Origin of the sequence: Pseudomonas sp. W2Jun17, assembly GCF_023127795.1 — a bacterium.
Classification (GTDB): Bacteria; Pseudomonadota; Gammaproteobacteria; order Pseudomonadales; family Pseudomonadaceae; genus Aquipseudomonas; species Aquipseudomonas synxantha_A.
Genome location: NZ_SPKO01000034.1, coordinates 566 through 26448 on the forward strand (window position 1 = coordinate 566; position 25883 = coordinate 26448).

General features: G+C 59.1%; 26 protein-coding genes and 2 pseudogenes. 15 read left to right on the plus strand and 13 right to left on the minus strand.

The genetic code is table 11. The features are described 5' to 3' along the window. The 3 genes and pseudogenes from E4O98_RS21830 to E4O98_RS21840 form a co-directional block, all read right to left on the minus strand. Nucleotides 1-1080 (minus strand): annotated as a pseudogene (locus E4O98_RS21830) (type IV secretion protein Rhs); the annotation flags it as partial. 198 nt (nucleotides 1081-1278) lie between these two features. Beyond that, a complete protein-coding gene (locus E4O98_RS21835) occupies nucleotides 1279-2760 on the minus strand; it encodes a methyl-accepting chemotaxis protein (RefSeq protein WP_248136237.1) in 1482 nt (493 codons plus the stop codon). Nucleotides 2761-2856: 96 nt separating this feature from the next. Then, nucleotides 2857-3663, minus strand: coding sequence for a TatD family hydrolase (locus E4O98_RS21840; protein ID WP_032877148.1), 807 nt, complete (start codon nucleotides 3661-3663; stop codon nucleotides 2857-2859). A gap of 236 nt (nucleotides 3664-3899) precedes the next feature. Between E4O98_RS21840 and E4O98_RS21845 the strand changes: the two genes are divergently transcribed. The 3 genes from E4O98_RS21845 (at nucleotide 3900) to E4O98_RS21855 (ending at nucleotide 6428) form a co-directional block, all read left to right on the plus strand. Then, the gene (locus tag E4O98_RS21845) at nucleotides 3900-5321 is read left to right on the plus strand and encodes a transglycosylase SLT domain-containing protein (protein ID WP_248136239.1); all 1422 of its coding nucleotides are present in this window, start codon (nucleotides 3900-3902) and stop codon (nucleotides 5319-5321) included. Between the two features lie 104 nt (nucleotides 5322-5425). Then, entirely contained in the window at nucleotides 5426-5860 is a 435-nt protein-coding gene (locus E4O98_RS21850) for a DoxX family protein (protein ID WP_032877146.1), read from the plus strand. Nucleotides 5861-6119: 259 nt separating this feature from the next. Next, nucleotides 6120-6428 carry a hypothetical protein gene (locus E4O98_RS21855; RefSeq protein WP_032877145.1) on the plus strand — a complete coding sequence of 103 codons (309 nt, stop codon included), beginning with the start codon at nucleotides 6120-6122 and terminating at the stop codon, nucleotides 6426-6428. Nucleotides 6429-6432: 4 nt separating this feature from the next. Here the strand turns inward: E4O98_RS21855 and E4O98_RS21860 are convergent, their stop codons facing one another. From E4O98_RS21860 to E4O98_RS21870, 3 genes are read right to left on the minus strand one after another with little or no spacing between them, the layout of a single operon-like run. Beyond that, on the minus strand, nucleotides 6433-8175 hold the full coding sequence (locus E4O98_RS21860) for a Gldg family protein (protein WP_248136241.1): 1743 nt from the start codon (nucleotides 8173-8175) through the stop codon (nucleotides 6433-6435). A gap of 15 nt (nucleotides 8176-8190) precedes the next feature. Next, the gene (locus tag E4O98_RS21865) at nucleotides 8191-8916 is read right to left on the minus strand and encodes an ABC transporter permease (RefSeq protein ID WP_103735052.1); all 726 of its coding nucleotides are present in this window, start codon (nucleotides 8914-8916) and stop codon (nucleotides 8191-8193) included. After that, the gene (locus E4O98_RS21870; RefSeq protein WP_078820693.1) at nucleotides 8913-9839 is read right to left on the minus strand and encodes an ABC transporter ATP-binding protein; all 927 of its coding nucleotides are present in this window, start codon (nucleotides 9837-9839) and stop codon (nucleotides 8913-8915) included. Before E4O98_RS21870 ends, E4O98_RS21865 begins: the two co-directional genes overlap by 4 nt. Before the next feature lie 238 nt (nucleotides 9840-10077). Between E4O98_RS21870 and E4O98_RS21875 the strand changes: the two genes are divergently transcribed. Both E4O98_RS21875 and greB read left to right on the plus strand, forming a co-directional pair. Then, nucleotides 10078-11076, plus strand: a complete 999-nt coding sequence (locus tag E4O98_RS21875; RefSeq protein ID WP_248136243.1) for a hypothetical protein — start codon at nucleotides 10078-10080, stop codon at nucleotides 11074-11076. 112 nt (nucleotides 11077-11188) lie between these two features. Beyond that, nucleotides 11189-11668, plus strand: coding sequence for a transcription elongation factor GreB (greB, locus tag E4O98_RS21880; RefSeq protein WP_005786387.1), 480 nt, complete (start codon nucleotides 11189-11191; stop codon nucleotides 11666-11668). Nucleotides 11669-11706: 38 nt separating this feature from the next. On the opposite strand, the gene E4O98_RS21885 is transcribed toward greB, so the two are convergent. Continuing rightward, nucleotides 11707-14217 (minus strand): ABC transporter permease, encoded by a 2511-nt coding sequence (locus E4O98_RS21885; RefSeq protein ID WP_032877140.1) that lies wholly within the window; start codon nucleotides 14215-14217, stop codon nucleotides 11707-11709. After that, on the minus strand, nucleotides 14217-14900 hold the full coding sequence (locus E4O98_RS21890; RefSeq protein WP_005786391.1) for an ABC transporter ATP-binding protein: 684 nt from the start codon (nucleotides 14898-14900) through the stop codon (nucleotides 14217-14219). The genes E4O98_RS21885 and E4O98_RS21890 overlap by 1 nt, the downstream gene beginning before the upstream one ends. Nucleotides 14901-14910: 10 nt before the next feature. Here E4O98_RS21890 and E4O98_RS21895 point away from each other — a divergent pair, with 10 nt between their 5' ends. The 3 genes from E4O98_RS21895 (at nucleotide 14911) to E4O98_RS21905 (ending at nucleotide 16909) form a co-directional block, all read left to right on the plus strand. Beyond that, entirely contained in the window at nucleotides 14911-15516 is a 606-nt protein-coding gene (locus E4O98_RS21895; protein ID WP_032877139.1) for an arylesterase, read from the plus strand. A 58-nt stretch (nucleotides 15517-15574) separates the two neighbouring features. Beyond that, the gene (locus E4O98_RS21900) at nucleotides 15575-15868 is read left to right on the plus strand and encodes a hypothetical protein (RefSeq protein WP_003189866.1); all 294 of its coding nucleotides are present in this window, start codon (nucleotides 15575-15577) and stop codon (nucleotides 15866-15868) included. 78 nt (nucleotides 15869-15946) lie between these two features. Then, complete coding sequence (locus tag E4O98_RS21905; protein WP_032877138.1) at nucleotides 15947-16909, plus strand: L,D-transpeptidase family protein; 963 nt, start codon at nucleotides 15947-15949, stop codon at nucleotides 16907-16909. 71 nt (nucleotides 16910-16980) lie between these two features. On the opposite strand, the gene oprI is transcribed toward E4O98_RS21905, so the two are convergent. Then, nucleotides 16981-17232 (minus strand): outer membrane lipoprotei OprI, encoded by a 252-nt coding sequence (gene oprI / locus E4O98_RS21910; RefSeq protein ID WP_003172710.1) that lies wholly within the window; start codon nucleotides 17230-17232, stop codon nucleotides 16981-16983. 613 nt (nucleotides 17233-17845) lie between these two features. Here oprI and E4O98_RS21915 point away from each other — a divergent pair. Further along, on the plus strand, nucleotides 17846-18127 hold the full coding sequence (locus E4O98_RS21915) for a GNAT family N-acetyltransferase (RefSeq protein WP_003189869.1): 282 nt from the start codon (nucleotides 17846-17848) through the stop codon (nucleotides 18125-18127). Between the two features lie 75 nt (nucleotides 18128-18202). Here the strand turns inward: E4O98_RS21915 and E4O98_RS21920 are convergent, their stop codons facing one another. Both E4O98_RS21920 and E4O98_RS21925 read right to left on the minus strand, forming a co-directional pair. Beyond that, the gene (locus E4O98_RS21920) at nucleotides 18203-19279 is read right to left on the minus strand and encodes a 3-deoxy-7-phosphoheptulonate synthase (protein WP_032877137.1); all 1077 of its coding nucleotides are present in this window, start codon (nucleotides 19277-19279) and stop codon (nucleotides 18203-18205) included. A 130-nt stretch (nucleotides 19280-19409) separates the two neighbouring features. Next, nucleotides 19410-19844 (minus strand): pilus assembly protein PilZ, encoded by a 435-nt coding sequence (locus E4O98_RS21925; RefSeq protein ID WP_078820697.1) that lies wholly within the window; start codon nucleotides 19842-19844, stop codon nucleotides 19410-19412. Between E4O98_RS21925 and E4O98_RS21930 the strand changes: the two genes are divergently transcribed. From E4O98_RS21930 to cysB, 5 genes and pseudogenes are all read left to right on the plus strand, one after another. Continuing rightward, nucleotides 19843-20229, plus strand: coding sequence for a thioredoxin (locus tag E4O98_RS21930; RefSeq protein WP_103735054.1), 387 nt, complete (start codon nucleotides 19843-19845; stop codon nucleotides 20227-20229). The genes E4O98_RS21925 and E4O98_RS21930 overlap by 2 nt on opposite strands. Continuing rightward, nucleotides 20226-21187 (plus strand): annotated as a pseudogene (locus tag E4O98_RS21935) (putative 2-dehydropantoate 2-reductase). The gene E4O98_RS21930 and the pseudogene E4O98_RS21935 overlap by 4 nt, the downstream one beginning before the upstream one ends. Before the next feature lie 15 nt (nucleotides 21188-21202). Then, nucleotides 21203-22120, plus strand: coding sequence for a 5'-nucleotidase (locus tag E4O98_RS21940; protein ID WP_005786420.1), 918 nt, complete (start codon nucleotides 21203-21205; stop codon nucleotides 22118-22120). A gap of 48 nt (nucleotides 22121-22168) precedes the next feature. Then, nucleotides 22169-22669: a universal stress protein gene (locus tag E4O98_RS21945; protein ID WP_032877135.1), complete on the plus strand. Its 501-nt coding sequence runs from the start codon at nucleotides 22169-22171 to the stop codon at nucleotides 22667-22669. A 103-nt stretch (nucleotides 22670-22772) separates the two neighbouring features. Beyond that, nucleotides 22773-23747, plus strand: coding sequence for an HTH-type transcriptional regulator CysB (gene cysB / locus E4O98_RS21950; RefSeq protein ID WP_005786423.1), 975 nt, complete (start codon nucleotides 22773-22775; stop codon nucleotides 23745-23747). 5 nt (nucleotides 23748-23752) lie between these two features. Here the strand turns inward: cysB and E4O98_RS21955 are convergent, their stop codons facing one another. Both E4O98_RS21955 and E4O98_RS21960 read right to left on the minus strand, forming a co-directional pair. Continuing rightward, nucleotides 23753-24235, minus strand: coding sequence for a transcription elongation factor GreAB (locus E4O98_RS21955; RefSeq protein ID WP_248136245.1), 483 nt, complete (start codon nucleotides 24233-24235; stop codon nucleotides 23753-23755). 5 nt (nucleotides 24236-24240) lie between these two features. Next, on the minus strand, nucleotides 24241-24609 hold the full coding sequence (locus tag E4O98_RS21960) for a hypothetical protein (protein WP_005786426.1): 369 nt from the start codon (nucleotides 24607-24609) through the stop codon (nucleotides 24241-24243). A 132-nt stretch (nucleotides 24610-24741) separates the two neighbouring features. Between E4O98_RS21960 and earP the strand changes: the two genes are divergently transcribed. Next, nucleotides 24742-25875, plus strand: a complete 1134-nt coding sequence (gene earP / locus E4O98_RS21965) for an elongation factor P maturation arginine rhamnosyltransferase EarP (RefSeq protein ID WP_148852298.1) — start codon at nucleotides 24742-24744, stop codon at nucleotides 25873-25875. The last annotated feature ends 8 nt before the right edge of the window (nucleotides 25876-25883 follow it).

Consider the following 25883-nt stretch of genomic DNA (forward strand, 5'->3'; position numbering starts at 1 on the left):
TGCCGAACTGCTCAGCAACACAGGCTTGGCGGCCTCAACATGCGTGTCCAACCGCGGCCCCGCCACCTGCCTGGCCAGCAACTCCAACAACGCCCGCGCCCCGCCGGACTTGACGCCACTCAGCACCTGCGCACCCAGCCGCAGCTGTACGCCAATACCCCGCGTAGCCCAGATCAGTAGCAAATTGATCAACACTTCGCCGGTGATTTCACCCAGCAGCTCGTACATTTCGGGCGGCGGCAGCATCCGTATCCAGGCCACCACCGCTGCCACGTAGATAAACAGCAGCGGCTCATCACTGAGCACCAGCAATCCCTTGGCCAGCGTGTCTTTGCTCAGCGCGAGCAGCGCGTCCAGTTCGGCCCGGGAGAGGTACTTCAGCAACTTTTCGCTGTTGGATTTGAGGTTCGCGAGCAGGTCATACAGCTCGGTGATGCTGTCCCACAGGTTGTAGAGCGCCTTGCCAAGTCCGGTAGCGAAGGCAATGCCCTGCATCGCACTGCGCTTGTAAGCAGGATCTTTGGCAAAGTCTGCCCATTGAGGCGCGAAACGCTCGTCCCACTGTTTACGCAGATCAGCTTCCAACCCGGCAATCACTGACGTGTAGGAGGCATACAGCGCCTTGACGTGATCCCTGGAGACATTGGGGTAAAAGGTGATTTGGTACTGCTGATCGCGGGTACAGTCGTTGACTTCGAGAATGCCGCTGGGGCCGATGGTCCGATGAAGCGGCGCGCCGACTGGGCTGCCATCCCGAGCCAGGGCTTGCAGTTCCACTTGGGTATTGCCGATGGGTACAAACCGGGTACTTTCAAACAGATGCACCAGAGTCAACCCACCCTGGGCTTTGCATTGAGCGACGGTACGGCTGGGTTTATCGGAAGAAGCCGGCGCGACCAGTGCGACGTCTTCCCCAACCTTGAACACCTGCTCCACGGCAAGTGCCGAACCACCCAACAGGCTGTCGGCCCACGCGTCGAACGTGTTCAGGCAGGTACGAAAATCCGCTAAAACGCGAGTGACATCCGGCGCCTTGGGATCCATGGGGGCCAGCACGAAGCCAGCGATCACCGGAATCAAGAGCCAGCCCTGTCAACCAGGGCTCTAACGAAAACAACCATCTGCAATCCCTCGCACTGTTCAATCAGGCGAGGGACTTTGCAGAGGTTCTTGGGTAAAAGAAGTCGGCGTTATTCGCGGAGATGGCGAGGAAGTTTCGCCTAAACTTCAGGTAAACCGAGGCTTGGTGGTAGGAATCGGATTACAGGTGGAACAGTCTTACAGCTTCAACTGCCCAATCGCCTTGCTCAACTCACCCGCCAACGTCGCCAGTTCATTGCTGGTGGTCGCCGACGACACGGTCTGCTGTACAGTGTTTTCGGTGACATCGCGAATACTCACCACGGCGCGGTTCATCTCTTCGGCCACATGGCTTTGCTGTTCGGCGGCGACGGCGATCTGAGTATTGCTTTCGCGCATCTGCGCCACGGCACCGGTGATTTGCGCCAGTGCGGCGCCAGCTTCCTGGGCTTGTTGTACGCAGTCGTCGGCCTTGAATGAGCTTTCCTGCATAAAGTCCACCGCATCGCGAGTACCGGCTTGCAATGCCGAGACCATGCGGGTGATTTCGTCGGTAGAGCTTTGCACGCGCTTGGCCAGGTTGCGAACTTCGTCGGCAACCACCGCGAAACCTCGGCCCATTTCCCCGGCGCGGGCGGCTTCGATGGCGGCGTTGAGGGCGAGCAGGTTGGTCTGTTCGGCGATGCTGTGGATCACCCCGACCACGCCGTTGATCTGTTGGCTGTCCTGGGCCAGTTTCTGGATCATTTCGGCGGTCTGTTGTACGCCGTTGGACAGCCCGGCGATTGAACGCTGTACGCGGATGACCACCTCCTGGCCGCTGCCGGCGAGGGTGTCGGCGGTCTGGGACAGGTCGCGGGTAGCGCCGGCGTGCTGGGCGATATGGTGGACGGTGGCGGTCATCTCATTGATGGCGGTGGCGGCCTGGTCGGTTTCGCTCTGCTGGCCGAGCATACCGTGCTGCACCTCGTTCATGCTGCTGGCCAGGCGTGCGGCGCCGTCATCCAGTTGCCGGGCGGTGCGTGCCACGGTGTTGACCACGCGCTGGTAGCCGGCCTGCATGGCGTTGAATGCACTGGCCATCTGGCCGACCTCGTCCTTGCAGGCCAAGGGCACGCGTGCCGACAGGTCGCCGGTTTTCTCGACGTGCAGCATCACGTCCTTGAGGGTGTTGAGTTGGCTGAGCAGGAAGCGGATCAACAGTTGTGAGGCGCCGAGCATGGCCAGCATCAGGATTGCCACGGCGACGGCATAGTTGGCGAAGCGATCGCTGAACACTTGGCCAAGGCTGGGTGCGTAGGCGAGGACGGCGACGTGTTGACCGTCAACGCGATCGATCACCTCGGCGCCTATCAGTGGGTTTTTGCCCAACAGCGGCATGTGATTGAGTTCGACCCAGCCGCTGGCAGTACTCAAGGCTGGAAGAGGCTGGTCGCCCAATTGTGGGATTTGCCCCTGGGCATAGGCCAGCCATTGCTCGCCGGTGGGCAGGGCTTTGTCGGCTGGCCAGGCGCTGAGCAACCGCCCCTGAGCCTGGGCCGAAGCCTGGGATGCCTGGCTGCGTGCCTGTTGCTCAAGCTGTACCGCGTACAGCACCAGCAGCAGGGTGGTAATGAAGGCGACCGCATTGACGGCCCAGAATTTGTACTTAAGCGAGATATTGCTAAGCCAGGCACCCATGGAAGGTTTTCTCTGATAGCGGAAACAGTATTGGCAAGGTGCCATTATTGTGCCGCTACTCAGAAAAGCGTTTTTGACATGCGTCAATGCACGGCATCAATCCACATCAGGTAAGCCGAAAAAACGGCGGGCGCAGGCGGTGCTGTGCAATGCCAGGTCTTCGAGGGTTTCATGACGGTGCAAGGCCACTTCGCGCAGGACTTCGGGCAAGTACGCCGGTTCATTGCGACCGTTTTTTGGCTTGGGGCGCAGGGTGCGCGGCAGCAGGTACGGCGCGTCGCTTTCCAGCATCAGGCGGCCCCTGGGAATTTCCCTGACCAGCGGATGCAGGTGCGTCCCACGGCGTTCGTCGCAGATCCAGCCGGTGATGCCGATATGCAAGTCCAGGTCCAGGTAGCTGAATAGCGCCGCTTGTTCACCGGTGAAGCAGTGCACCACGGCGGCGGGCAGGTGGTCGCGGTAGTCTTTGAGGATCTCCAGCAGGCGCTGGTTGGCGTCGCGCTCGTGGAGAAACACCGGCAGTTTCAGCTCGACGGCCAGGGCCAGGTGGTGTTCGAGGACTTTTTCCTGCTGGGGGCGAGGGGAGAAGTCGCGGTTGAAATCCAGCCCGCACTCGCCCACGGCACGCACCCGACTTTCTCCCAACAGGCTACGCAGGCGCTGTGCACTGTCGCCGTTCCAGTCGCTGGCGGAGTGAGGGTGGATGCCAGCGGTACTGAACAAGCGCTGGCCGCTTTCATCAAGTTTTGCACACAGCTCCAGGGCCTGTTCACTGCCCTCGATGCTGGTGCCGGTGAGCACCAATTGCTGCACGCCAGCGGCGTAGGCGCGTTCGAGGACAGCCTGGTGCCTCTCGTCGAAACTGGGGTTGGTCAGGTTGACGCCGATATCAATGAGTTGCATGGTGCTATCTCCGCCTGCGGCCGGAAAGCATATCAGAGCTGTAGATTTATAAGAAAAACCAAGAACTACAACGCGTTATCGCTGTCTTTGAACGTCGCAAGCGACATTGTGGTTGGCCAGTTGCCTGTCACTGTGTCGCCGTTGCGCGCCTTGCCAGCGCATAGAGCGCTCTGTTTCTGACCTCCAGCACTTTGTTATTCGCGAAGGCGCTGGCCAGTATTCTTTCCGGAGAGCGGATGATCCGACCCTCGGCGTTGCTTATGTTGTGCCTGACGTTGCTACTGCCCATGGCGGCGGTCGCACGTCTGGACGGGCCGTTGGAAGTCACCAAGCCTGGCAAGGTGCGTGACCTGGCGCAAATTCGTTCCAGTCGCACCCTGCGCGTACTGGTCAACCAGAGCCGCAACAGCTCCGGTGAAGTGCAGGGCCAGGCCATCGGCGTCGAATACCATCGGTTGCGTGCCTTCGAACAGTACCTCAACGGTCACGCCCGCGATGGCCAGGAAATCAACCTCAAGATCATCCCCAAGGCCAAGGACCAGTTACTCGGCGCGTTGGCCCGTGGCGAAGGCGACCTGGTGGCGCCCGGCGAGTTGCTGGATGTGAAGGCCATACACAAAATCAGCGCCAGCGAGCCGATTGTCAGCGATGTGCCGTTGTGGCTGGTCGGCGTCAAGGGAGAGCGACGATTTACCAAGTTGGAGCAATTATCTGGTCGCACGTTGACGCTGACCACCGGCAGTGCGGCGGCGGATGCCATCAGTCAGGTCAATCAGAAGCTGGCGCTGCACAAACGAGCGCCGGTGAAGGTGGAGTGGGTTGACCCTAGCCTGGCGGTAGAGGATGTACTGGAGATGGTGCAGGCCGGGATTTTTCACCTGACGATCGTTGAAAAACCGATTGCCGAGCGCTGGTCGAAAATCCTGCCCAAGCTGCGCTTTGACAAGCAGGTGGTAATCAGCGAACCGGGTGACGAGTTCTGGTTCGTGCGCCAGGACGCTTCGATGCTGCGCGCCAGCATTGACCGATTTCTCAAGACCTATCGAACCCCTGCCGATCAGGATGTGGCGTTCCAGCGTATCTACCGACGCCTCTATCAGGTGCGCAACCCGCTGGCGCGCGCCGACCGTCAGCGTCTGGAAAAACTGCGCCCGGTCCTGCAAAAGCATGCGCGCGAGCAAGGGATGGACTGGCTGAACCTGGCGGCGTTGGCGTTCAAGGAGTCCTCCCTGGACCCAGGCGCACGCAATAGCGGCGGCCCGACCGGCCTGATGCAAATCACGCCTTCGGCGGCGCAACGGGTGGGGGTCAACAACATCGAGAGTCTCGATAGCAATGTGCAAGCTGGCGCACGTTACCTGGCGTTGATCCGGCGTAAATTTTTCTCCAGCCCCAAGCTCAACGAGCGCGAGCGCATGGCTTTTGTGCTGGCGGCCTACAACATGGGCCCGGAGCGGGTCCAGGGGATGCGCACCGAGGCCAAGCGCCGCGGGCTGAACCCCAATCAATGGTTCTTCCAGGTTGAACGCATCGCCATGGAGCAGGTGGGGATGGGCGGCGTCAGCTATGTTAATAGCATCAACAAGTATTACTTGGCGTTCGACCGGGAGCGAGAGTCCCTGGAGCCGCCTGCAGCAAAAATTGCCTTACGCAAATAATCAAATTTATCGATATTAATTAGGCAATATTTGCGCTTTTGTCATTGTTTAAACTGATTAATATAGCGGCCAACCAACCCCTACCTGGAAAAGGATTTACTTAAATGAGCCCAATGATTACACGCGTCCTGTCCACCCGCGCCGGTTACGGCCTGACTATCCTGCGCATCTTCGTCGGCATCATCTTTGCCGCTCACGGTTCGCAAAAACTGTTCGGCTGGTTTGGCGGCGGCGGCCTGGCGGGTACTGCCCAATTCATGGAAAGCCTCGGCCTGACGCCGGGTACCCTGATGGCAGTGTTGTCGGGCGGTACCGAGTTTTTCGCCGGCCTGGCCCTGATCATTGGTTTGCTCGCTCGCCCGGCAGCATTGGGCCTGACCTTCCTCACGCTGGTTGCGATCTTCTCGGTGCATATCCATAACGGCTTGTTCATGGCCAACAACGGGTATGAATTTGCTTTGGCTTTGCTCGGCGGGGCGCTGGCGGTATTGCTCGAAGGTGCGGGCAAACTGTCGGTTGATCGCGCCATCACTGACTGATCTGTTTGCATGTCCCGGAAAAGGCCCGCATCTGCGGGCCTTTTCGTTGCTCGGGATTCTTGACACTGCCCCACCGGCTTCTCTAGGATGCTGTTCATGCGCCGATTTAAACAGCTAATTGCGGGGCGCCACTGGGACTCAATGCAGCCCGACAGAAGTCCGTATCCTCACCCAGGGCGCTCTTCGAAATACCGCTAAAGCGCTGGTTCGGTGTTGCCTCTCACCTGCCCGCAGACTTTTGAGGCAGAGACACGACACGATGAATGCACCACGCCCTCTCATACGCCTGGCCCCGATTACCGCGGACCTGACTCAACGCAATCCAAAAATCCTCCTGGGTGGTAAACACCAGCCGACGCTCCTGCGTTATCTGGACGGCTGGCCACGCCGTAGCGGTCGGCCCTCGGCGTTCCTGATCCAGTTTGTCGAGGACGGCGAATCCCTGGCTCGTTTTGCCAGCAATAGTTTCGACCTTGCAGTGATCCAGGCGCCCAATGCCGGCGACGCCCATGAAGTGATTCACCAACTGACGCGTATTGCCCGCCAGGGGTTGATTGCGCGGCGTTGAGCCGTCAGTCATAGGCCGCTGGCGCGGCTGATCGGCGTCGACGTTGGTGGAGGGAAAGTCCCCAGGCAATCAGGCATAACAGTAACGGCATCGTGGCGATCATCAGCCCTTTAAGGTATCGCTCGAAACGCTGCAAGGGCGCGTATGCCTGGGCTTTGAGTGCATGCAACTCGATGGGCAATTGCAGGCGTTCCTTGTTGAGTGCCTGCAACTGGGTGTTGGTATCCACGGCCTGTGTGACCAGGCTTGCGTGCCCTGGATTCAGCCTTTGCCATGCTTGCTCTGTGAGCTCTTGTCGTCGCTCCAGTTCAACCGCACTTTTGCGATAAGCCTGTGCGGCTTCTTCGCGCATGTGTTCGAGCCTGTGCAGTGGCTGGGTGATGACGCGCGGTCGGATGCGCCTGAGTATCTCCGGAACTGCCAGGTTATCCAGGGTATTCAATACAAATTGCGCATTACCGTTGGGCTGAGCGTTGCTGACAGCGTCCGCGAGCACGTCAGTGTCAGCCACGACCACCACCTGGATCTGCTCGGCGTGTTGCATCCCCGGTGGCTGGCCCTTGAGGCCGTCGGGAAATACCGAATAAGCGGGGCCCTCGACACGGGCGGCAATCACGTGGCGCTCTCCTGTCGTGGCGGTTTCATCGATGAGTGAGTCGAACGTGGTCGCAGAAGCAAAGCGCCCTGCATCCAGCAGTGCGGACTGCCGGGAGCTCTGTAGCAAGGGGGTCAGCAGCGTACGATTTTTGTTGGACAGGGAGAGGGCGCCGCTGCTGGACACGGTCACGGCATCCAGGTTCCAGGTGCTCAGGTCTGTCGGGTTCATTGCCTGCCGTGGAAGTTCCAGCCTGGCTGGGTGCAGTACCTTTGGCATTCCGGGGCCGGGCGTAGCCGATGAGGCGTAAATATTATCGACCAACAGCTTGTCCGCAGGCATTTGTATACCCCATGCAGTGAGCAGCGCATCCAGCCTGGCGTTGGTCGTTATGGCTTGCGCAGCTATCTCGCTCACCGGGTCGATAAAGGCCATCAGCGTTGCGCCTCTCATTACCGCTTGCTCAATGGCATACAGAGCCTGCTCGGGCAGGGCACCGGGCTGTACGACCATCAATGTACTTATCGATGACGGCACTTGAGCGATGGTCGATGCCAGTTCCACCACGTTGAATTGTTCGCGCATCTGTTCCAGTAGTTCGCCGGCAGGTTCATGTAGCGCCAGTCCCGACAGCAGGCCGATAGTGGGACGTTCAGGGTGCATGAGTTTGTGGAGCAGGTGGCTGATTTCATATTCAAGCAATGACTCATGCTCGGGATTGAACAGGTCAATGCGTTGCGCGCTATGGCCGGCACGGGTGCCAATAAGGCCTAGGAATCCTTGCGTGTCATCCAGGCCAAACAAACCGGCTTTGTAAGCGTCTTCTGAAAAAGGCGTTGGGTTGATGACATGTAGATTGATCATGCCGTTGGCCGCTTTTTCGACTTCCTTGAGCATGTCTTCAACGCGACGGCCGTAACGACTCACTGCCTGGCTCCGTTGAGGGGCATTGATAGCATTGAAGTAATACAGGTCCAGTGGGGTTTCAAGTGTTGTCAGCAGTTGGCGCGTTGATGACGATAAGGTATGGATTTGTGTGTGTGAAAAGTCCCAGCGGATATTGGGTAGTTTCGGTACCCAGACCAGATTGAAGGCCAGAAACAGTAGCGATATGACAAGTAAGGTCATACCCGCACGAAGAGCGGATCCCATCAGTGGCTTTCCTTCTCAGCTGTTCTTGTAGTTGAGTGTGATGGTCGTCGCAAAGAGAAAAGCCAGGATCATACTTATAAAGTAAAAGCCGTCATGCAGTGTCAGTTTGCCGTTATCCATCGTGCTAAAGCGAGCAATAGGGTCAAGGGACATCAGGCTGTCGATAATCCAAATGGGTGTCTGGCTATCAAGTGCATCCAGCATTGAGGAAAGCGCGCTGGCAATCAGCAATAAGCCCAGTGTGAGCAGGAAAATAATGATGCGTTGCTTGGCAAGTACACAGATGAAGCAGCCCACCGAGAGATAACTTCCGGCCAACAACCAACTGGCCAGGAATTGTGACGCGATAACGGCATTATCCGGTGTGCCCAAATAGTTGACCGCGATCACCAAAGGGAAATTAAACATTAAGGCAATGGCGCAGACGGTCCAGGCTGCCATGAATTTTCCGACCACCTGTTCAGTGGCGGTGACAGGCAAGGATTTCAGCGTGTCGCAAAAGCTGCTGTTGTATTCATCCGACCACAACTGCGTCGATAAAATGGGGACCAACAATAGATAAAGCCAGGGGTGCAGTTCGAAGAAAGCCTGCAAATCGCTGCTGTTTCGCTCCATCCATTGCTGGGTGTCCAATCCCAATGTCGCACACAGCACGAGGAAAACCGCCACACTCAGGTAAGTGCTTGGTGAGCAGGCATAACTGGCGAGTTGACGCTTGAAAATAACAGGTAGCAGTCTCAAGCAGGTATCTCCTGGCTCAGATGGTGAACGACATCGCCCAGGCGACCCGGCTCCAGGCTCAAAGACGTTATGTTCCAGCCGCGATGTGCGATAAGCGCGTTAATCGAGGGGAAGATGGAGTGCCCGGGCATGGCCAGGACAGTCACCTTGCCCTGTGCATGTCGGTCCTCCTCGATGCCCGCGACACCGGGTAATACGGCAAGTGCGAGTAAGTCCAAGGGGCTGTCTGATGCAAGGGTCACCGCCTGGAAATGCCGGGAACTGCGCTGCAGATCCGCCAGAGAAGCATCGGCGGCCAGGCGGCCACCGGCGATGACCAGGGCACGGGTGCACATGTCCGTCAGTTCGTGGTACTGGCGGGAGGCGATAACGACCGTCATGTCCTCGGTCAGGGACTTGATGAGTGCGCTGAACTTGAGCCGTTGATCAGGGCATAGCCCCTGCGTGGGTTCATCGAGCAGGAGCAGGCTTGGGGAGTGGACTAAAGCCTGGGCCAATGCAACTCTGCGCTTCAAATCAGGGGGCAGTATGTCGGCGGGGCAGTCGAGCACGGGCATCAGGTCCAGCCGTGCGGCTACCTGCTCTACCTGGCTGCGCTTTTCCAGGCCCCTCAAACCACGAATGGCCGCAATAAAATCAAGTATGTTTTTGACGGACATTCTATGGTGGGTGAGTCCGCCTTGAAGTTGATAGCCAATGGCTTTTTTGGCTTGAAGTGAATGAGTTTGGGTATTGAACCCCAGAATATTGATTTGCCCAGAAGTCGGTTTGATCGTACCGGCGATCAAATTCAATAAGGTCGTTTTCCCTGCGCCACTTTCTCCCAGCAGGCCCACGCATTCCTGATGCTGCGCACTGAAGGAGATATTGGTAATTGCGCTTGTTCTGCCCAGCTGTTTTGTTAAGTTGCTTATCTCGATCATGTCGTTACCGAATAAGTGTTCGGGGCGTGTGCGAAGCGGCGCTGTATAGGGAAGGGCCTTAAAAAGAGTACGTTCATTAGTTGTGATTGGGAACGCACGGCGCGACTTATAAGAAGAATCCTACGTTCGGCTCGATAATTCGCTGAAACAATTGTTTTGTTTGGAGGGCTTATTAATGTTCGGATGTTTATCTGATGTTTATATAAGGTTTTCTCTTTTGTAACGAGGCCTGATCGCCATGATGCTTCTACGTACTCTTGTTCTTGAGCGCAGCGATGCGCAGGCACCTGTAAACGGTGCGTTGCTCTGTGGGTTTGCTGTCGCCCAAACGGCTTCGAACTTTCTTGTGTATAGCCTCGATGAAGAAGCCGAACCTGGTCATTCCAGGGTCTACATCGCGGTTCTGCGTAAAAAGCTTGAACGCTACTTCCTGGGCGGCGTTGATTCGAAGGAGGATTTGCAGGTGGCGATGCAGGTCTTCAAGCAGGTTCTGACGCAGGCGGCTGCACCTGGCTCCAAGGCGATTCCGGCTGCCGAGCCCCAGGTTCCGTTCCATTTCATTGACCTGAAGGGGTGCAGGTTGCCGCCTGCCCGACCCGAGGATCACCACTCGGTGATCATCAAGAAAGCATTGGTGATGAAGGTGATTACCTTGGGCATGTCAGCCCCTGCGTTGCCTGCCATCGAAAGTAGTACGGTGATCGTGCCGTCGATCCGCTTCTCATCGCAAATGGTTGCACCGCCACGCAACCCAACCCCACCCAGGATTGCGCCACAGCCTGTGGTTGAAGATATCGTGGAAGAACCGGTGCCATCGTTTGTGCAGATGCCGCAGGCGCCCGCTGAGGCAGTTAAGGTGCCTTTTCAGGTTGAACAGCCTGAAGTCCCACCGTTTGAGGAGCCTGCGCCGCTGGAGCAAGAGTCTTTGCTTGAGATGGACAGCACCCTGAGCAATCTCGCCAAGGTCGCTCAGGAGCTGACGCAAAAAAAACGCGCTGTCCTCGAAAAGGAAGAGCAACTTGAGCAGTGGCAGATGCGGCTGCAAGAGCAGCAAAGCCAATTGGACGAAAAACACCGAGAGCTGGAGCAGCGTCATACTCAATTGCAGGATCAGCAAACAGAGGTCAACCAAAAGGCGGAAAAGCTGGCGATGATGATGTCGCAGCTGTCAGGAGTGCGCCAGCATCTGCACGGGACGCTCTTTGGCCTGGATCAGGTCCTGGATGGCCAGGGATAAGTCGATGGGCTCGCCGCCCAGGTTCATTTATCATCACCCCCAGCCAGCCAACGCCTGGGCATGATGCCTGGCGTATTTGGCACCATTGGACACTGCCTGGGGATGCAAGCGTTTGAGTACCAAGCTGATTACCAAAGAAGGCCATGAAGCGCTTAAAAAAGAGTTGGACTACCTGTGGCGGGAAAAGCGTCCGGACACCACACGCAAAGTGACTTGGGCGGCCTCCCTGGGCGATCGCAGTGAAAACGCGGACTACCAGTACAACAAGAAACTGTTGCGGGAGATTGACCGGCGGGTGCGCTACCTGCGTAAACGCCTGGAAGATATGCGCGTGGTGGAATACATGCCCGAGCAGGAGGGCAAGGTGTTTTTCGGCGCATGGGTCGAAATCGAAAACGAACAGGGTGACACCAAGCGTTTTCGTATCGTGGGTTATGACGAGATTTATGACCGAATGGATTACATCTCCATCGACTCGCCCATGGCACGGGCTCTGCTGCGCAAGGAGGTGGACGATGAGGCAATCGTGCACACCCCAGGCGGCGAGGTGTGCTGGTGGATCACCAAGATTGAATATGTGAAGCAGGCATAATGGCCCGTGCTCTGAACCGAGCACGGGCCAGCCAGGTCTCAGCCTTCGCGCAATACGGTCAGCGGGCTGGCATTCAGTGCGCGACGCGTGCCGAATACCCCGGCAGCGCCGATCAGCACGGCCCCGATCACGGGTAGCAGTAGCAGCCACGGGTGGGGGTGCCACGCCAGGTCAAAGGCGTAGCGGTACAGCACCCACGTCACCAGTTCGGTGCCCAATGCCGCCAGCAGGCCACTGACGGCACCCAGCAGGCCGAACTCAATGCGTCGCGCCTTGATCAGCAATTTGCGCTCGGCACCCAGGGCTCGCAGCAAGGCTCCCTGGCGGATGCGTTCGTCCAGAGTGGCCTGCAAGCCGGAGAACAACACCGCCATGCCCGCCGCCAACACAAACAACAGCACGTACTCCACCGCCAGGGTCACTTGGGCAAGGATGCTGCGCAACTGCTCCAGCAACGCTTCGACCTGCAGGATAGTGACAGCCGGGAAGGCCCGTGCAAGATCGACGATCTGTTGGTCGTGACCGGGTGCCAGGTAGAAACTGGTCAGGTAGGTCGCGGGTAAGTCTTTCAAGGTGCCGGGCTGAAAGATCATGAAGAAGTTGGGTTGGAAATTATCCCAGTTGATGGTCCGCAGGCTGGTGACCCGTGCCTCGCGGTTTTCCCCGCCGATGGTGAACAGCAAATGGTCGTTGAGCTTGAGTTTCAGGCTCTCGGCCACCTTGGCTTCCACCGACACGCCAGGAATCTCATCGCTTGGTTGCGCCGACCACCAGGCGCCCGCCGTCAGGGCGTTACCCGGAGGTAAATCGGCAGCCCAGGTCAGGCTCAGATCGCGTTGAATCGCACGGTCGCCACTGGAGTCCTTGCTGACAATCTCTTGCACGGGTTCGCCGTTGATGCTGATCAATCGCCCCGGCACTACCGGATACAACGGTGCCGCTTGCGCCTGTACTTCCAGCAGGCGGGCGCCAAAGGTGTCCTTGTCGGCCGGCAGGATATTCAATGCGAAGTAGTTGGGCGCGTCTTTGGGCAGTTGATTTTGCCAGGTGTCGAGCAATTCGCCCCGCAACAGTGCGATCAATCCCATGGACAGCAGAATCAGGCCAAAGGCCAGGGATTGGCCTGCCGCCGCCAGCGGGTGGCGCAGCAATTGGCCCAGGCCCAGGCGCCAGGGCAAGGAGGCGCGAGCCAATAGGCGTCGCAGGCTTTGCAACATCAGCAGCAACAAGCCGCCAAGGATCAATGCCGCGACCACGCCGCCGCCCAGCAGAGCGAAGGTCAATACCAGGTCCAGGCTCAGGCGCCACATGATCAGGCCCAAGGCAAACAGCGCCGCGCCGTAGACCATCCAGGTGCTTGAGGGGATGGGCAGCAAATCGCGGCGCAATACCCGCAGCGGCGGTACGCGCCCCAGTGCCGCCAGTGGTGGGAGGGCGAAGCCTGCGAGGGCGACCAGCCCGGTGCCGATCCCCGCGACGGCCGGCAGCAATCCGCCCGGCGGCACATCGGCGGGCAGCAGGTCGTGGAGGAAATAGAACAAACCAAATTGCGCCAGCCAGCCGAGCAGGGCGCCGACCAGGCTTGCCAGCAAGCCCAGTACGCTCAGTTGCAGGCTGAACAGCAACATGGCTTCACGTCGTGACAATCCCAGGCAGCGCAACAACGCGCTGGCATCGAAACGACGACTGGCGAATCGGTTGGCCGACAGTGCCACGGCTACGCCGGCCAGCAGCACGGCCACCAGGCTGGCCATGTTCAGGTAGCGCTCGGCCTTGCCCAGGGCGCCGCCGATCTGCTGGTTGCCATCGCGCGAGTCCTGCAGTCGCTGGTTGGCGGCAAGGCCAGGCTTGATCAAGTCGCGATAGGTTTGCAGCGCCGTGCTGCCTTGCGGGGCGCGCCACAGTTCGCGGTAACTCACACGGCTACCTGGCTGGACTACTCCGGTGGCGTCCAAGTCGGTCAGGTTGATCATCACCCTGGGCGTGAGGCTGTAGAAGTTGCCGGCCCGGTCGGGCTCATACGTCAGGATACGCGCCAGGCGCAGGGTCTTCATGCCGACATCGATGCTGTCGCCGACTTTCAGGTCCAGCGCGGTCAGCAGCCTTGCTTCCACCCAGGCTTCACCGGGTTTGGGGCCGCCGCCCTGCGTTTGCGTACCGAAGGGCTCGGCGCTGCTTTTCAACTCGCCGCGCAAGGGGTACTGCTCGTTGACGGCCTTGATACTGGAAAGCTGAATGCCATTGTCCGTGGCGATAACGCTGGAGAACTCCACGATGCGGGCGTGATCCAGGCCCAGTTCGGCCCCGGACCTGATTTGCTCGGGGCGGGCAGGTGAGCTGCCTTCGAGCACCAGGTCGGCGCCGAGGAACTCGGTGGCACGCAACAGCATGGCGCCGTTGAGGCGCGCGCCGAAGTAGCCGATGGCGGTGCTGGCCGCCACGGCCACCAGCAGGGCAAAGAACAGCACGCGCAGTTCACCTGCGCGGGCGTCGCGCAGTAACTGGCGCATGGCGAGGCTGAACAGGCGCAACAGCGGCAAACGTGCCATCAAGGCTCCAGGGGCGCGACCATCAGGCCGGCTTCAAGGCGGATCAGGCGTCGGCAACGGTGGGCCAGGCGCTCGTCATGGGTGACCAGTACCAGGGTCGTGCCGCTCTCTTTATTGAGCTCGAACAGCAGGTCGCTGATGCGCTCGCCGGTATGGCTGTCGAGGTTGCCGGTGGGTTCGTCGGCAAACAGCACGTCCGGTTCGGCGGCAAACGCGCGGGCAATGGCGACCCGTTGCTGCTCGCCACCGGACAGTTGGCGCGGCGAGTGGGTCAGGCGCTGGCCCAGACCCACACGTTCCAACAGATGCCGGGCACGCTCGCGGGCGTCCTTGCGGCCGTCCAGCTCCAGCGGCAGCATCACGTTTTCCAGTGCGTTGAGGCTGTCGAGCAGTTGGAAGGATTGAAAGACGAAACCCACATGTTCGGCACGGATGCGTGCACGCTGGTCTTCGTCAAGCGTGCTCAAGGCTTGCCCCGCCAGAGTGACTTCGCCGCTGCTGGGCAGGTCGAGGCCGGCCAGCAGGCCCAGCAGGGTGGATTTACCGGAACCGGAGCTGCCGACGATAGCCAGGCTATCGCCCTTGTTCAGTTCCAGGCTCAGTTCGTGCAGGATAGTCAGTTCACCTTCCGCGCTGGGAACCACTTTGCTAAGGTTTCGCGCGGTGAGAATGCTTGCGCCCATGGAGAATCCGATGCGAATGTGGTTTTTGAGTGCTGGCCTGGCCTTGATGTGCATGGCCCAGAACGCAGCGGCGGGTACAGTCCTGATCGTTGGCGATAGTATCAGTGCCGGTTTCGGCCTGGATACCCGCAAAGGGTGGGTTGCGCTGCTGGAGCAACGGCTCAAGCAGGAGGGTTTTGACGACAAAGTGGTCAACGCATCCCTCAGTGGCGACACCAGTGCGGGTGGCCTCGCACGCCTGCCTGCGGCGCTTGCAGAGCATAAGCCTGACGTAGTGGTTATCGAACTTGGGGGCAATGATGGCTTGCGCGGGCAGCCGCCGGCGCAATTGAAACAAAATCTTGCGTCGATGATTGACCAGTCCAAGGCTGGCGGTGCCAAGGTGCTGCTGCTGGGTATGCAGTTGCCACCCAATTACGGGCCTCGATACACCACCGCATTTGCACAAGTCTATGGTGAGTTGGCCAAGGAAAATGACATTCCCCTGGTGCCGTTTTTCCTTGAGGGGGTGGGCGGTCATCCAGAGCTGATGCAGGCTGATCAATTGCACCCGGCGGTCGCGGCCCAAGGCAAGTTGCTGGAAAATGTCTGGCCGGCGCTAAAACCGCTGTTATGACGCTTTTCTACCGGCAGGCTTTCGGCTAAGGTGGCGCCCCCCTGATTTGGAGCCCTCGATGTCGCGCCCTGCCTGGTCCCTGTTTAACTACCAACTGATCGAGCCGGACGAGCAGCTGGATCTGTTCGCCTGTCAGGAAGTTCGGGTGCATCTGGTGGCGCGTCAATTGGAGTTGGGCGGCTCGATCGACCGCACGCTCTGTGGCACTTTATTGCCGGCGCAGCCACGCTGGTCGTCGGTGAATCGCTCGATCTTCCAGGATCAGCGCCTGTGCCCGTTGTGCCGGGCGATTCTGGAATCGCAAAAGCGCGGCACGCCGCCGATCTGGCCGGAGCTGCGGTTCGAGCTATAAAACAGCTTGAAGCCTGGCGCTGCGAAGCCGTATACAATCAATTTTTCCCTACCCGTCGTCTTGCGAAGGATTTTCCGGATGTTGTCGCGCCTTTCCGTCGTCACCTGCTGCCTGTCTCTCGCTGCGCTTTGTGCGGCCGGTCCGGCGGCAGCCTTGCAGTTGCCCCTGCCGCCGCCAGGCGAGGACATTGTCGGTCAGGTCCAGGTCATCAAGGCCAAGTACGAAGATACCTTTGCCGACCTGGGCACCACGTACGACCTGGGCTACTCGGAAATGGTTGCGGCCAACCCCGGCGTCGATGCCTGGCTGCCGGGCGCGGGCACCGATATTGTGCTGCCGACACGTTTTATCCTGCCGCCGGGGCCACGGGAAGGCATTGTGATCAATTTGGCCGAGTACCGACTCTACTACTATCCAAAGGGCCAGGACGTCGTCTACACCTTCCCGCTGGGCATCGGCCGTGAAGGCTGGGGCTCGCCGATCGCCCACACCAGTATCATCGCCAAAACGCCGAACCCGACCTGGACGCCACCGGCCTCGATCAAGGCCGAGCACGCCGCCAACGGTGACCCGCTGCCCAACGTGGTGCCTGCCGGTCCGGATAACCCGCTGGGGCCGTTCAAGTTCACGCTGGGCACGCCGGGTTACCTGATCCATGGCTCCAACATGAAATTTGGTATCGGCACGCGTACCAGCCACGGCTGTTTCCGCATGTTCAATAACAACGTACTGGAAATGGCCGGCATGGTGCCGGTGGGCACCTCGGTACGCATTATCAACGACGCCTACAAGTTCGGCAGCAGTGGTGGCAAGGTCTACCTTGAAGCTCATACCCCGTTGAACGATGACGGCACGCCTTCGGTGGTCGACAAGCACACGGCGGTCATCAACGCGTTGCTCAAGCGTGAAGACCTGTCCAACAACCTGCGCGTGAACTGGGACCAGGTGCGTGATGTGGTCGCGGCCGAGGATGGTTTGCCGACCGAGATTGGCGTGCCGGGCGCGGCGCCGGTGGCCTCCAGCACGCCGGCCGACCTGTAGGCGCGTCAAGCGCGAGGCAAAAAAAAGCCGACCCATAAATGGATCGGCTTGATAACAACCCCGAAGGATTATTACTTGCGGCTTGCTTTCTCAAGCATGCGCAGAGCGCGCTCGTTAGCTTCGTCAGCAGTCTGTTGTGCTTTTTGAGCAGCAGCCAGAGCTTCATCAGCTTTACGGTAGGCTTCGTCTGCACGAGCCTGGGAGCGAGCTGCTGCGTCTTCAGTTGCAGTCAGACGAGCTTCGGTTTCTTTGGAGACGCTGCTGCAACCGGTAGCCAGAACTGCGGCCAGAGCCAGAGCAGAGAATTTCAGAACGTTGTTCATCGTGTTCCCCTTCAAGGACTTTCAATTAGATGGCTACTTGCTCAGAGTGAGCTAATAGCCGGCGTACATACTACCCATTACTTGTAGTAAGTAAACTGACGTTGCGCAAGAAGCAAAAAAAATTCCTGTGCCGAATCTATTTTGGCTAACCTTTTGAAGGTTTGTATGAAAACTGTCCAATTTTTTTCATCTCGATCGACATTGGATCCAGGCTGAAAGGGCCGGCCCGCATGTGTTAAGCCTTGTAAACAGATGAAAATTTATATATCGAAGCGGGCACTTTCGTTGCCATCGGCTTTACTCCGGCTGGCATCTTTTGCGCATCTAGAGGTGACTTTAAGAGCGGCAGTTCGTCTCAAGCTTCAACTGCCGGCAATGTTCAGGCTATCGGTCAACGGTTGATCGAGGCCCTTTCTATATATCCAGCCGGGGCAGGGAATGATGAGTGCGCCTTGAGCAATTGCAGGATTGGTGCCTACTATTCCCTACGTGCTGGCTGTGAGCGCTCAGGGTTTTCTCGTTGTCGAAACCGGCACGGGGTGGCGTAGATGTTCCTTCGCCGGAAAAACATCGGTAAGGTAGGGTCAATATTCAAGACCCGCGAGGAGTAGTGATGAGCGAGGCGTTGTCCATCCACCATGACCAGGCTGGTCATCAGTTCGAGACCAATGTGGACGGTCATCGTGCCTATCTGACCTATATGGACCTCGGGAAGCAGACGCTGGATATCTATCGCACGTTCGTGCCCAACGCGCTGCGCGGACGAGGCATTGCCGCCGCGTTGACAGAAGAAGCCTTGAAGTTTGCCGAAGAGGCCGGCTACACGGTGATCCCGTCGTGCTCGTATGTCGAACGCTACATGGAGCGCCACCAGCGCCATGCCGCAAAGCTGTAACTGACCAGTTGCCAATAAAAACGCCGGGCTTAGCCCGGCGTTTTTGTGTGCGTCTGATCCAGAAAAATGCGTGGTTCAGCTGCGTTTGCGCTTGGGCAACACGTCCTTGAGCTTGGCGTGCATGCTGCGCAGGGTGTTTTCGGTAGCCGCCCAGTCGATGCAGGCATCGGTAATCGACACGCCGTACTGCAAATCGGCCAGATCCTTTGGAATTGCCTGGCAACCCCAGTTCAAATGGCTTTCGACCATCAAGCCGATGATCGACTGGTTGCCTTCCAGGATCTGGTTGGCGACGTTTTCCATCACCAGTGGCTGCAAGGCCGGGTCCTTGTTGGAGTTGGCGTGGCTGCAGTCAACCATGATGTTTGGCTTGATCTTGGCTTTGTTCAGCGCCTGTTCGCACAGTGCGACACTGACCGAATCGTAGTTGGGCTTGCCGTTGCCACCGCGCAGCACTACGTGACCGTAGGCGTTGCCCTTGGTGGTGACGATGGAGACGCCACCTTCCTGGTTGATACCCAGGAAACGGTGAGGGCTGGAGACCGATTGCAAGGCATTGATCGCCACGGTCAGACCGCCGTCGGTACCATTCTTGAAGCCTACGGCCGAAGACAGGCCGGACGCCATTTCGCGGTGGGTCTGGGATTCGGTGGTGCGTGCGCCAATGGCCGACCAGCTGATCAGGTCCTGCAGATACTGCGGGGAGATCGGGTCCAGCGCTTCGGTGGCAGTGGGCAGGCCCATTTCAGCCAGGTCCAGCAACAGTTTGCGCCCGATGTGCAAGCCGTCCTGGATCTTGAACGAGTCGTCCAGGTACGGGTCGTTGATCAAGCCTTTCCAGCCGACGGTGGTACGCGGTTTCTCGAAATAGACGCGCATCACCAGATACAGGGTGTCGGACACTTCCGCGGCCAGCACCTTGAGACGCTCGGCGTATTCGTGGGCAGCCTTGAGGTCGTGGATCGAGCAAGGCCCGATCACCACGAAAAGACGGTGGTCGGTGCCATCGAGAATGTCACGGATGACTTCGCGACCCTTGGTGACGGTCTGCAGGGCAGCGTCGCTCAGGGGGATTTCGCGCTTGAGCTGATCGGGTGTGATCAGGGTCTCGTTGGATTCGACGTTAAGGTCATTGATCGGTAAATCAGCCATCGTGTTACTCGCCAGGGTCACGGGTGCCGGCCGCCAGCCATCCCCGTGCGGCGGGCACAGCATGATTTGAATGCAGGGGGGAGGAACCTTAGCGCGTAACACGGGCCCGCGACAATGGGCAAAGCCCGGTTTAATCCAGCGCCGATTGCACAACGGCCTCATTGGAGAACTCGGCGGCGTGGCGCGACACCCAGTCACGGGCCATGGCTTCCAGTTGCGCAGGTGTTGGCTCGGTGTTTTCGTGCAGGCGACAGTAACGTTCGATCTGGCACACTTGCTCGCCCATTCGCGCACCGAACAAGGCGTGCTCATCGGTAAAGCAAATACCGACGCGATAAGCGTTTTCGCCTTTGCGGCACCAGGCTACATAGCCCGGATAACGGGCGCTGGGCCCCAGGGAGGGGATATGCAGGTCGACCGCCGTGCCTGGGCGCCAGGCTCGCGGCCAATTGCAGGCGACGCCGCCGCGGCCGATAGTGTGCAGGCGTTGACGGGGCAGGGCAGGAGAGGGACGTTGGATCAACTCGACAGCGACATCATCAGGGTGAGGTAAAAAACGACCCATGTACACGGACTCCGAGCGCCGTCCGGTTGACGGCAGTGGCAGCAGTATAGTGAAGGAACTGGAATTGACCGACCTGGATATTGACCAGCAATTGCTGGGATTGCCAGGTATTTCGCTGGTAGTGTTTACCAGTGTCGGCTGCTCCAGTTGCCGTTGGGCACGCCAGCAACTGCCGAGCTGGCTGCTGCCGGTGGACCGCGTGTGCTGGGTTGATGCCGGGCACAATGGCGGTGCAGTCGAACGCTACCAGATCTTTCATTTGCCGGCGTTGTTCCTGGTGTGCGAGGGTCAGTTCCTCGGGCAATTACAGACACGGCTTACGGCATCCGACCTCGCCAAATGTGTAAACCAGGCGCTCACACGCACACCAGAGGATTTGCCATGACAGCCCTTTCATCCCCGTCGCCACGCATTGGCATTATTGGCACGGGTGCCATTGGTGGTTACTACGGCTTGATGCTGGCGCGTGCTGGCTTCGATGTGCATTTCCTGTTGCGCAGCGAATATGCAGCGGTCAGTCAACAGGGCCTGCACGTCAACAGCACGGTGCATGGCCCGTTGCACCTGCATCCGCTTCAGGCCTATGCCTGCGCCGCCGACATGCCTTCATGCGACTGGCTGTTGGTGGGCACCAAATCCACCGGCAACGTTGACTTGGCACCTACTATCGCCCAGGTCGCGGCGCCGGATGCCAAGGTGGTGCTGCTGCAAAACGGCCTCGATGTAGAAGACAGTCTGCGTGAACATTTGCCAGCGTCGCTGCACCTGCTCGGCGGGCTGTGCTACATCGGCGTGTACCGGTCCGCTCCGGGTGTGGTCGAGCATCAGGCACTGGGCCGGGTCAACCTGGGGTATCACAGCGGTACGGCTGCCAACGATGAGGTGCAGCAAAAGGCAATTGTCGAAGAGGGCGCGGGGCTGTTTCACCGGGCCGGCATCGAGTCCCAGGCCATGGCCAACGTGCATCAGGCGCGCTGGCATAAACTGGTGTGGAACGTGCCGTATAACGGCCTGTCTGTGTTGCTGGGCACGGGAACCAAGGCCATGATGGCGGATGAGTCCAGCCGCGAATTGATCCAGGCCTTGATGGCCGAAGTGGTGCAAGGCGCCCGTGCCTGCGGCCATGAAATTCCCGCCAGCTACGCAGGGCAGATGTTTGCCATGACCGAAACCATGGACGATTACTTGCCCAGCATGTATCACGATCACGTGCATAAGCGCCCATTGGAATTGGCGGCGATCTACGCCCGGCCCCTGGCCGCTGCGAGGGCGGCCGGTTGCGAGCTGCCGCGTATGCAGGCGCTGTTCCAGGCCTTGAGTTTTTTGATCGGCACAATCGCTGATTGGGGGGAGACACCATGGCAAAGGGGTTAGGTGACAAGCTGGTGCTGGCGATTTCCTCGCGGGCGCTGTTCGACCTCAGTGACAGTCACAAGGTCTACCTGGCTGAAGGTGTTGAGGCTTACCGCAAATACCAGATCGAACACGAGGAAGAAACCCTCGAGCCCGGCGATGCCTTCCCGCTGGTCAAAAAACTGCTGAGCCTGAATGCCAGCTTGGGCCGTGCGCGGGTTGAGGTGGTACTGGTGTCGCGCAACAGTGCCGATACCGGGTTGCGGGTGTTCAACTCGATCCAGCATTACGGCCTGGACATTTCGCGCGCCGCTTTCGTCGGCGGGCGTAGTCCTTATCCTTATTTGGCGGCCTTCGGTTGTCATCTGTTTCTCTCCACCCATGCTGAAGATGTGCGCAGCGCCCTGGATGCCGGTTTTGCCGCGGCGACGATTCTGTCGGGCGGTGCGCGTCGGGCTTCGAGCGAAGAACTGCGCATCGCATTCGACGGCGACGCAGTGTTGTTCTCCGACGAGTCCGAGCGTGTCTACCAGGCTGGCGGGCTGGAAGCCTTTCAGGCCAGTGAGCGGGAGTCGGCGCGCCAGCCGTTGCACGGCGGCCCGTTCAAAGGCTTCCTGGCGGCGCTCAACCTGTTGCAGCGCGAGTTTGCCGATGACGCCTGCCCGATCCGCACGGCGCTGGTCACTGCACGTTCGGCGCCGTCCCATGAGCGTGTAATTCGTACGCTGCGTGAGTGGGATATCCGCCTGGACGAGTCGCTGTTTCTCGGGGGGCTGGAAAAATCCGCCTTCCTGGAGGCCTTTGCGGCCGATGTATTTTTTGATGACCAGGCCGGGCATTGCGAGAAAGCCAGGGAGGTGGTGGCCACCGGGCATGTGCCCCATGGCATCAGTAACGAGTTGAGAATCCAGACCGAGAGCTAGCTGCTAAGCTCATTCAATCTCCGCCATCCTGGCAGTCCAGGAGGTTCTATGATTCGTTCGATGTTGTATGCCACGGACCTGGGTTTGTATGCGCCGTACGTGATGCAACATGCGCTGGCGCTGGCGCGAACGTTCAAGGCTGACCTGTATGTGATCCATGTGGTCGAGCCCATCGGGTTGTTCGCCGAATCAGTATTACAGAGCTACCTTGATGAGAAGGCGCTGAGCGAGTGGCAGAGCCAGGGGGTGAGCACGGTCATGGCGACCATCGAACAGCGCGTATTGGACGGCTTTCGCGATGAGTTGGGAGAAGGGGAGCAGGACCTGCAATTGATTCGTTCGGTCAGGGTGATCCAAGGAGATACCTGCGAGGTGATTCTCGACCAACTGCGAAAACTTTCCGTCGACTTGCTGATCGTAGGGAGTCATAGCCAGGCAACCGGCGTGGCCGTGCCCTTGGGGCGCACCGCTGCTCGCGTGTTGCAGCTGTCTCCGGTGCCGGTTTATCTGGTGCCGTCGCTGCAGCGTAGACGCAGCGAAGATAGCTGATCGGTAAAAACGATAAAAAGTTCTAGATTTATCTGTCTAACCTTTAATATAGTTATATATCGTCGCTGATACCCGTGGCGTCTATCTGCTTTGAGGGATTGATATGAAGCTTCAACAACTGCGCTACATCTGGGAAGTGGCGCACCACGACCTCAACGTTTCCGCTACCGCTCAAAGCCTTTACACCTCGCAACCCGGTATCAGCAAGCAGATCCGCCTGCTCGAAGACGAGTTGGGCGTCGAAGTGTTCGCTCGCAGTGGCAAGCACCTGACCCGCGTCACCCCGGCTGGCGAGCGGATCATCACCACCGCTGGCGAGATCTTGCGTAAAGTCGAGAGCATCAAGCAGATCGCCCAGGAATTCTCCAACGAAAAGAAGGGCACCCTGTCGATCGCCACCACCCACACCCAGGCGCGTTATGCATTGCCGCCGGTGATTCGCGATTTCATCAAGCAATACCCAGACGTAGCCCTGCACATGCACCAGGGTTCACCGATGCAGATCGCCGAGATGGCCGCTGATGGCACCGTCGATTTTGCCATCGCCACCGAGGCCCTGGAGCTGTTCGGCGACCTGGTGATGATGCCGTGCTACCGCTGGAACCGCTGCGTGGTCGTGCCCCAGGGGCACCCCTTGGCCAAGCTGCCGAAGCTGACGCTGGAAGCCCTGGCCGAATACCCGATTGTGACTTATGTATTTGGGTTTACCGGTCGTTCGAAGCTCGACGAAGCGTTCAGTCATCGTGGTCTGACGCCAAAAGTGGTGTTCACCGCGGCGGATGCCGACGTGATCAAAACTTATGTTCGCCTGGGCCTGGGCGTCGGGATCGTCGCCAAGATGGCGGTCGACACCAACCTCGACAAAGACCTGGTGGTGCTGGATGCCAGCGAATTGTTCGAGTCGAGCGTGACCAAGATCGGCTTCCGTCGCGGCACCTTCCTGCGGGGGTTCATGTGCGATTTCATCGAGAAATTCGCACCGCACCTGACCCGCGAAGTCATGGCCAAGGCGATCCAGTGCCACAACAAGCAAGAGCTGGAAGATTTGTTCGACGGCGTTGAATTGCCCGTCCACTGAGTGATTTATCGGGCCTCGGTAACCATAAAGTGTTGCCGGGCGCCTGCCACCAGAATCTCTACCTCATCGCCTTCAAACTTGCCGAGCAGGCTTTTGCCCAGGGGCGAGCGCGGGGTGATGACGGTCACCGGTTGCCCGACCACATCGACTTTCAACCCTGCCGCATCCGGCGCCAAAAATAGCCATTGCTGGCGACCGTTCTCGTCTTCCAGGCCCAACAGCGCCCCGACTTCTATCCCGTGTTGTTCATCGTACCCTCGCAACTGAAGGTTCTGGCACAGCGTCAGCGATTGCTTGATCTCCTCGACCCGCTTGGCCTGCCCGGCCGCCAGGTATGACGCCTCCAACCCCAAGGTGTCGTATTTGTTCTCGGCGATGTTTTCTTCGTGGGTCGCGGTTTCGTAGGCAGTCTGCGCGGCGCGCTGGGCAATATCGAGGTCGGCGGTGAGTTTTTCCAGGATCAACTGGAGGACGGCGTGTTTATTCATGGTCTTCAATCGCAAAATTGCAGGACATTGGCCCGAGTCTTTTCACTGGGGGCGTTCTGGTCCTGTTGCAGCCAGAACTGGCATTTGGGGTTGGACAGGTTGCGCGCATTACTGCGGGCCTGGTCCAGGGCCTGTTGTTGTTCCTGCTTTTGCAGGTTTTGTTGATACTGTTCGAACATGCGGTTCGGTGGCTGCGGCACAACTGCGGCCGGCTCGCCCAACTGCTGAACCGCCTGGGCCACGGGTGCCAGGCTTTGGGGAAACAGATAGCGAGTTGCCAGCCAGGCGGTCAGCGCAATGGCGATAAACCCCAGCCACACGCCTGCGGCAATGGCGATGCACAGCTTGAACAGTGACAGCTGACGGTCGGACATGATGGCCTCCTTGCAGACATTGACGGCGTGGTGCCGATTGTCGCACAGCCGCCGTGCAGAATAATCGCGATCAAGCCTTCTGCATCAGCGCATTTATGCGGACAATCGAGCCTTTGGACGATGGAGCCCGGAATGAAAGCCCGCTGGGATATTTTTTGCAGCGTCGTCGACAACTACGGCGACATCGGCGTGACCTGGCGCCTGGCCCGACAGTTGGTGGCGGAGCATGGTTGTGAGGTGCGCTTGTGGGTCGATGACCTGCGGGCGTTCGAGCGCATGTGCCCGCACATTGATGTGCAGATGGACCAGCAATGGCAAGAGGGCGTAGAGGTGCGGCACTGGCCGGCCGAGTGGCCGGGCGCGCAGTCGGCCGATGTGGTGATTGCTGCATTCGCCTGCCAGCTGCCGCCGCACTACATGGAGCGCATGGCCGAGCGTGAGCGCCCGCCGTTGTGGATGAACCTGGATTACCTCAGCGCAGAAGACTGGGTGGTGGGTTGTCATCGCCTGCCTTCGGTGAAGTTCAAGGGGGTGCAGAAGTACTTTTTCTTCCCCGGCTTTCGTCCTGGTACCGGTGGTTTGCTGCGTGAAGCCGGGTTGGTGGAGCGACGCCAGGCTTTTCAGCAGGATGACGTTGCGCAACGACAATTCCTGCAGAGCCTGGGCGTGTCTCCTGCGGGCGGGGCACGATTGATCTCATTGTTTGCCTATGAGAATCCTGGGCTGGCCGGTTGGCTGGACGTGCTCGCCAAGGATGGGCGTGCCACTCACTTGCTGGTGCCGGAAGGGCGAATTCTGGGGGATGTGCAACGCTGGTTGGGCGTGACCAGCCTGTCGGCGGGAGACATCCAGGTACGCGGGGCGCTGACGGTGCAGGTCATTGCATTCATGCGCCAGGAGCAATATGACCATTTGCTGTGGTGTTGCGAGTTCAACGCCGTGCGCGGTGAGGATTCCTTCGTGCGCGCCCAATGGGCGGGGAGGCCGTTGCTGTGGCATATCTACCGCCAGGATGAAGACATCCACCTGGACAAACTGGATGCCTTCCTTGAGTTGTACACCGCTGCACTCTCGCCTGCCGCCAAAGCGGCTGTCTTTGCGCTTTGGCAAGCCTGGAACGCTGATGGCGACATGGCACAGTCCTGGAAAATGCTGCTGGAACACTGGCCCGAGGTGAATGAGCACGCGCAGAACTGGTGTCTGGAACAAGGCTTGCAGGCCGATCTTGCGACGGCGCTGGTACAGTTTTATGAAAGTTGGATATGATACGCCAC

What these genes read in the sequence shown, in the direction of transcription:
- E4O98_RS21835 (WP_248136237.1), bottom strand. Translation starts at nt 2,760, where the DNA reads ATGGGTGCCTGGCTTAGCAATATCTCGCTTAAGTACAAATTCTGGGCC.
- E4O98_RS21840 (WP_032877148.1), bottom strand. Translation starts at nt 3,663, where the DNA reads ATGCAACTCATTGATATCGGCGTCAACCTGACCAACCCCAGTTTCGAC.
- E4O98_RS21845 (WP_248136239.1), top strand. Translation starts at nt 3,900, where the DNA reads ATGATCCGACCCTCGGCGTTGCTTATGTTGTGCCTGACGTTGCTACTG.
- E4O98_RS21850 (WP_032877146.1), top strand. Translation starts at nt 5,426, where the DNA reads ATGAGCCCAATGATTACACGCGTCCTGTCCACCCGCGCCGGTTACGGC.
- E4O98_RS21855 (WP_032877145.1), top strand. Translation starts at nt 6,120, where the DNA reads ATGAATGCACCACGCCCTCTCATACGCCTGGCCCCGATTACCGCGGAC.
- E4O98_RS21860 (WP_248136241.1), bottom strand. Translation starts at nt 8,175, where the DNA reads ATGGGATCCGCTCTTCGTGCGGGTATGACCTTACTTGTCATATCGCTA.
- E4O98_RS21870 (WP_078820693.1), bottom strand. Translation starts at nt 9,839, where the DNA reads ATGATCGAGATAAGCAACTTAACAAAACAGCTGGGCAGAACAAGCGCA.
- E4O98_RS21875 (WP_248136243.1), top strand. Translation starts at nt 10,078, where the DNA reads ATGATGCTTCTACGTACTCTTGTTCTTGAGCGCAGCGATGCGCAGGCA.
- E4O98_RS21885 (WP_032877140.1), bottom strand. Translation starts at nt 14,217, where the DNA reads ATGGCACGTTTGCCGCTGTTGCGCCTGTTCAGCCTCGCCATGCGCCAG.
- E4O98_RS21890 (WP_005786391.1), bottom strand. Translation starts at nt 14,900, where the DNA reads ATGGGCGCAAGCATTCTCACCGCGCGAAACCTTAGCAAAGTGGTTCCC.
- E4O98_RS21895 (WP_032877139.1), top strand. Translation starts at nt 14,911, where the DNA reads ATGCGAATGTGGTTTTTGAGTGCTGGCCTGGCCTTGATGTGCATGGCC.
- E4O98_RS21900 (WP_003189866.1), top strand. Translation starts at nt 15,575, where the DNA reads ATGTCGCGCCCTGCCTGGTCCCTGTTTAACTACCAACTGATCGAGCCG.
- E4O98_RS21905 (WP_032877138.1), top strand. Translation starts at nt 15,947, where the DNA reads ATGTTGTCGCGCCTTTCCGTCGTCACCTGCTGCCTGTCTCTCGCTGCG.
- oprI (WP_003172710.1), bottom strand. Translation starts at nt 17,232, where the DNA reads ATGAACAACGTTCTGAAATTCTCTGCTCTGGCTCTGGCCGCAGTTCTG.
- E4O98_RS21915 (WP_003189869.1), top strand. Translation starts at nt 17,846, where the DNA reads ATGAGCGAGGCGTTGTCCATCCACCATGACCAGGCTGGTCATCAGTTC.
- E4O98_RS21920 (WP_032877137.1), bottom strand. Translation starts at nt 19,279, where the DNA reads ATGGCTGATTTACCGATCAATGACCTTAACGTCGAATCCAACGAGACC.
- E4O98_RS21930 (WP_103735054.1), top strand. Translation starts at nt 19,843, where the DNA reads ATGTACACGGACTCCGAGCGCCGTCCGGTTGACGGCAGTGGCAGCAGT.
- E4O98_RS21925 (WP_078820697.1), bottom strand. Translation starts at nt 19,844, where the DNA reads ATGGGTCGTTTTTTACCTCACCCTGATGATGTCGCTGTCGAGTTGATC.
- E4O98_RS21940 (WP_005786420.1), top strand. Translation starts at nt 21,203, where the DNA reads ATGGCAAAGGGGTTAGGTGACAAGCTGGTGCTGGCGATTTCCTCGCGG.
- E4O98_RS21945 (WP_032877135.1), top strand. Translation starts at nt 22,169, where the DNA reads ATGATTCGTTCGATGTTGTATGCCACGGACCTGGGTTTGTATGCGCCG.
- cysB (WP_005786423.1), top strand. Translation starts at nt 22,773, where the DNA reads ATGAAGCTTCAACAACTGCGCTACATCTGGGAAGTGGCGCACCACGAC.
- E4O98_RS21955 (WP_248136245.1), bottom strand. Translation starts at nt 24,235, where the DNA reads ATGAATAAACACGCCGTCCTCCAGTTGATCCTGGAAAAACTCACCGCC.
- E4O98_RS21960 (WP_005786426.1), bottom strand. Translation starts at nt 24,609, where the DNA reads ATGTCCGACCGTCAGCTGTCACTGTTCAAGCTGTGCATCGCCATTGCC.
- earP (WP_148852298.1), top strand. Translation starts at nt 24,742, where the DNA reads ATGAAAGCCCGCTGGGATATTTTTTGCAGCGTCGTCGACAACTACGGC.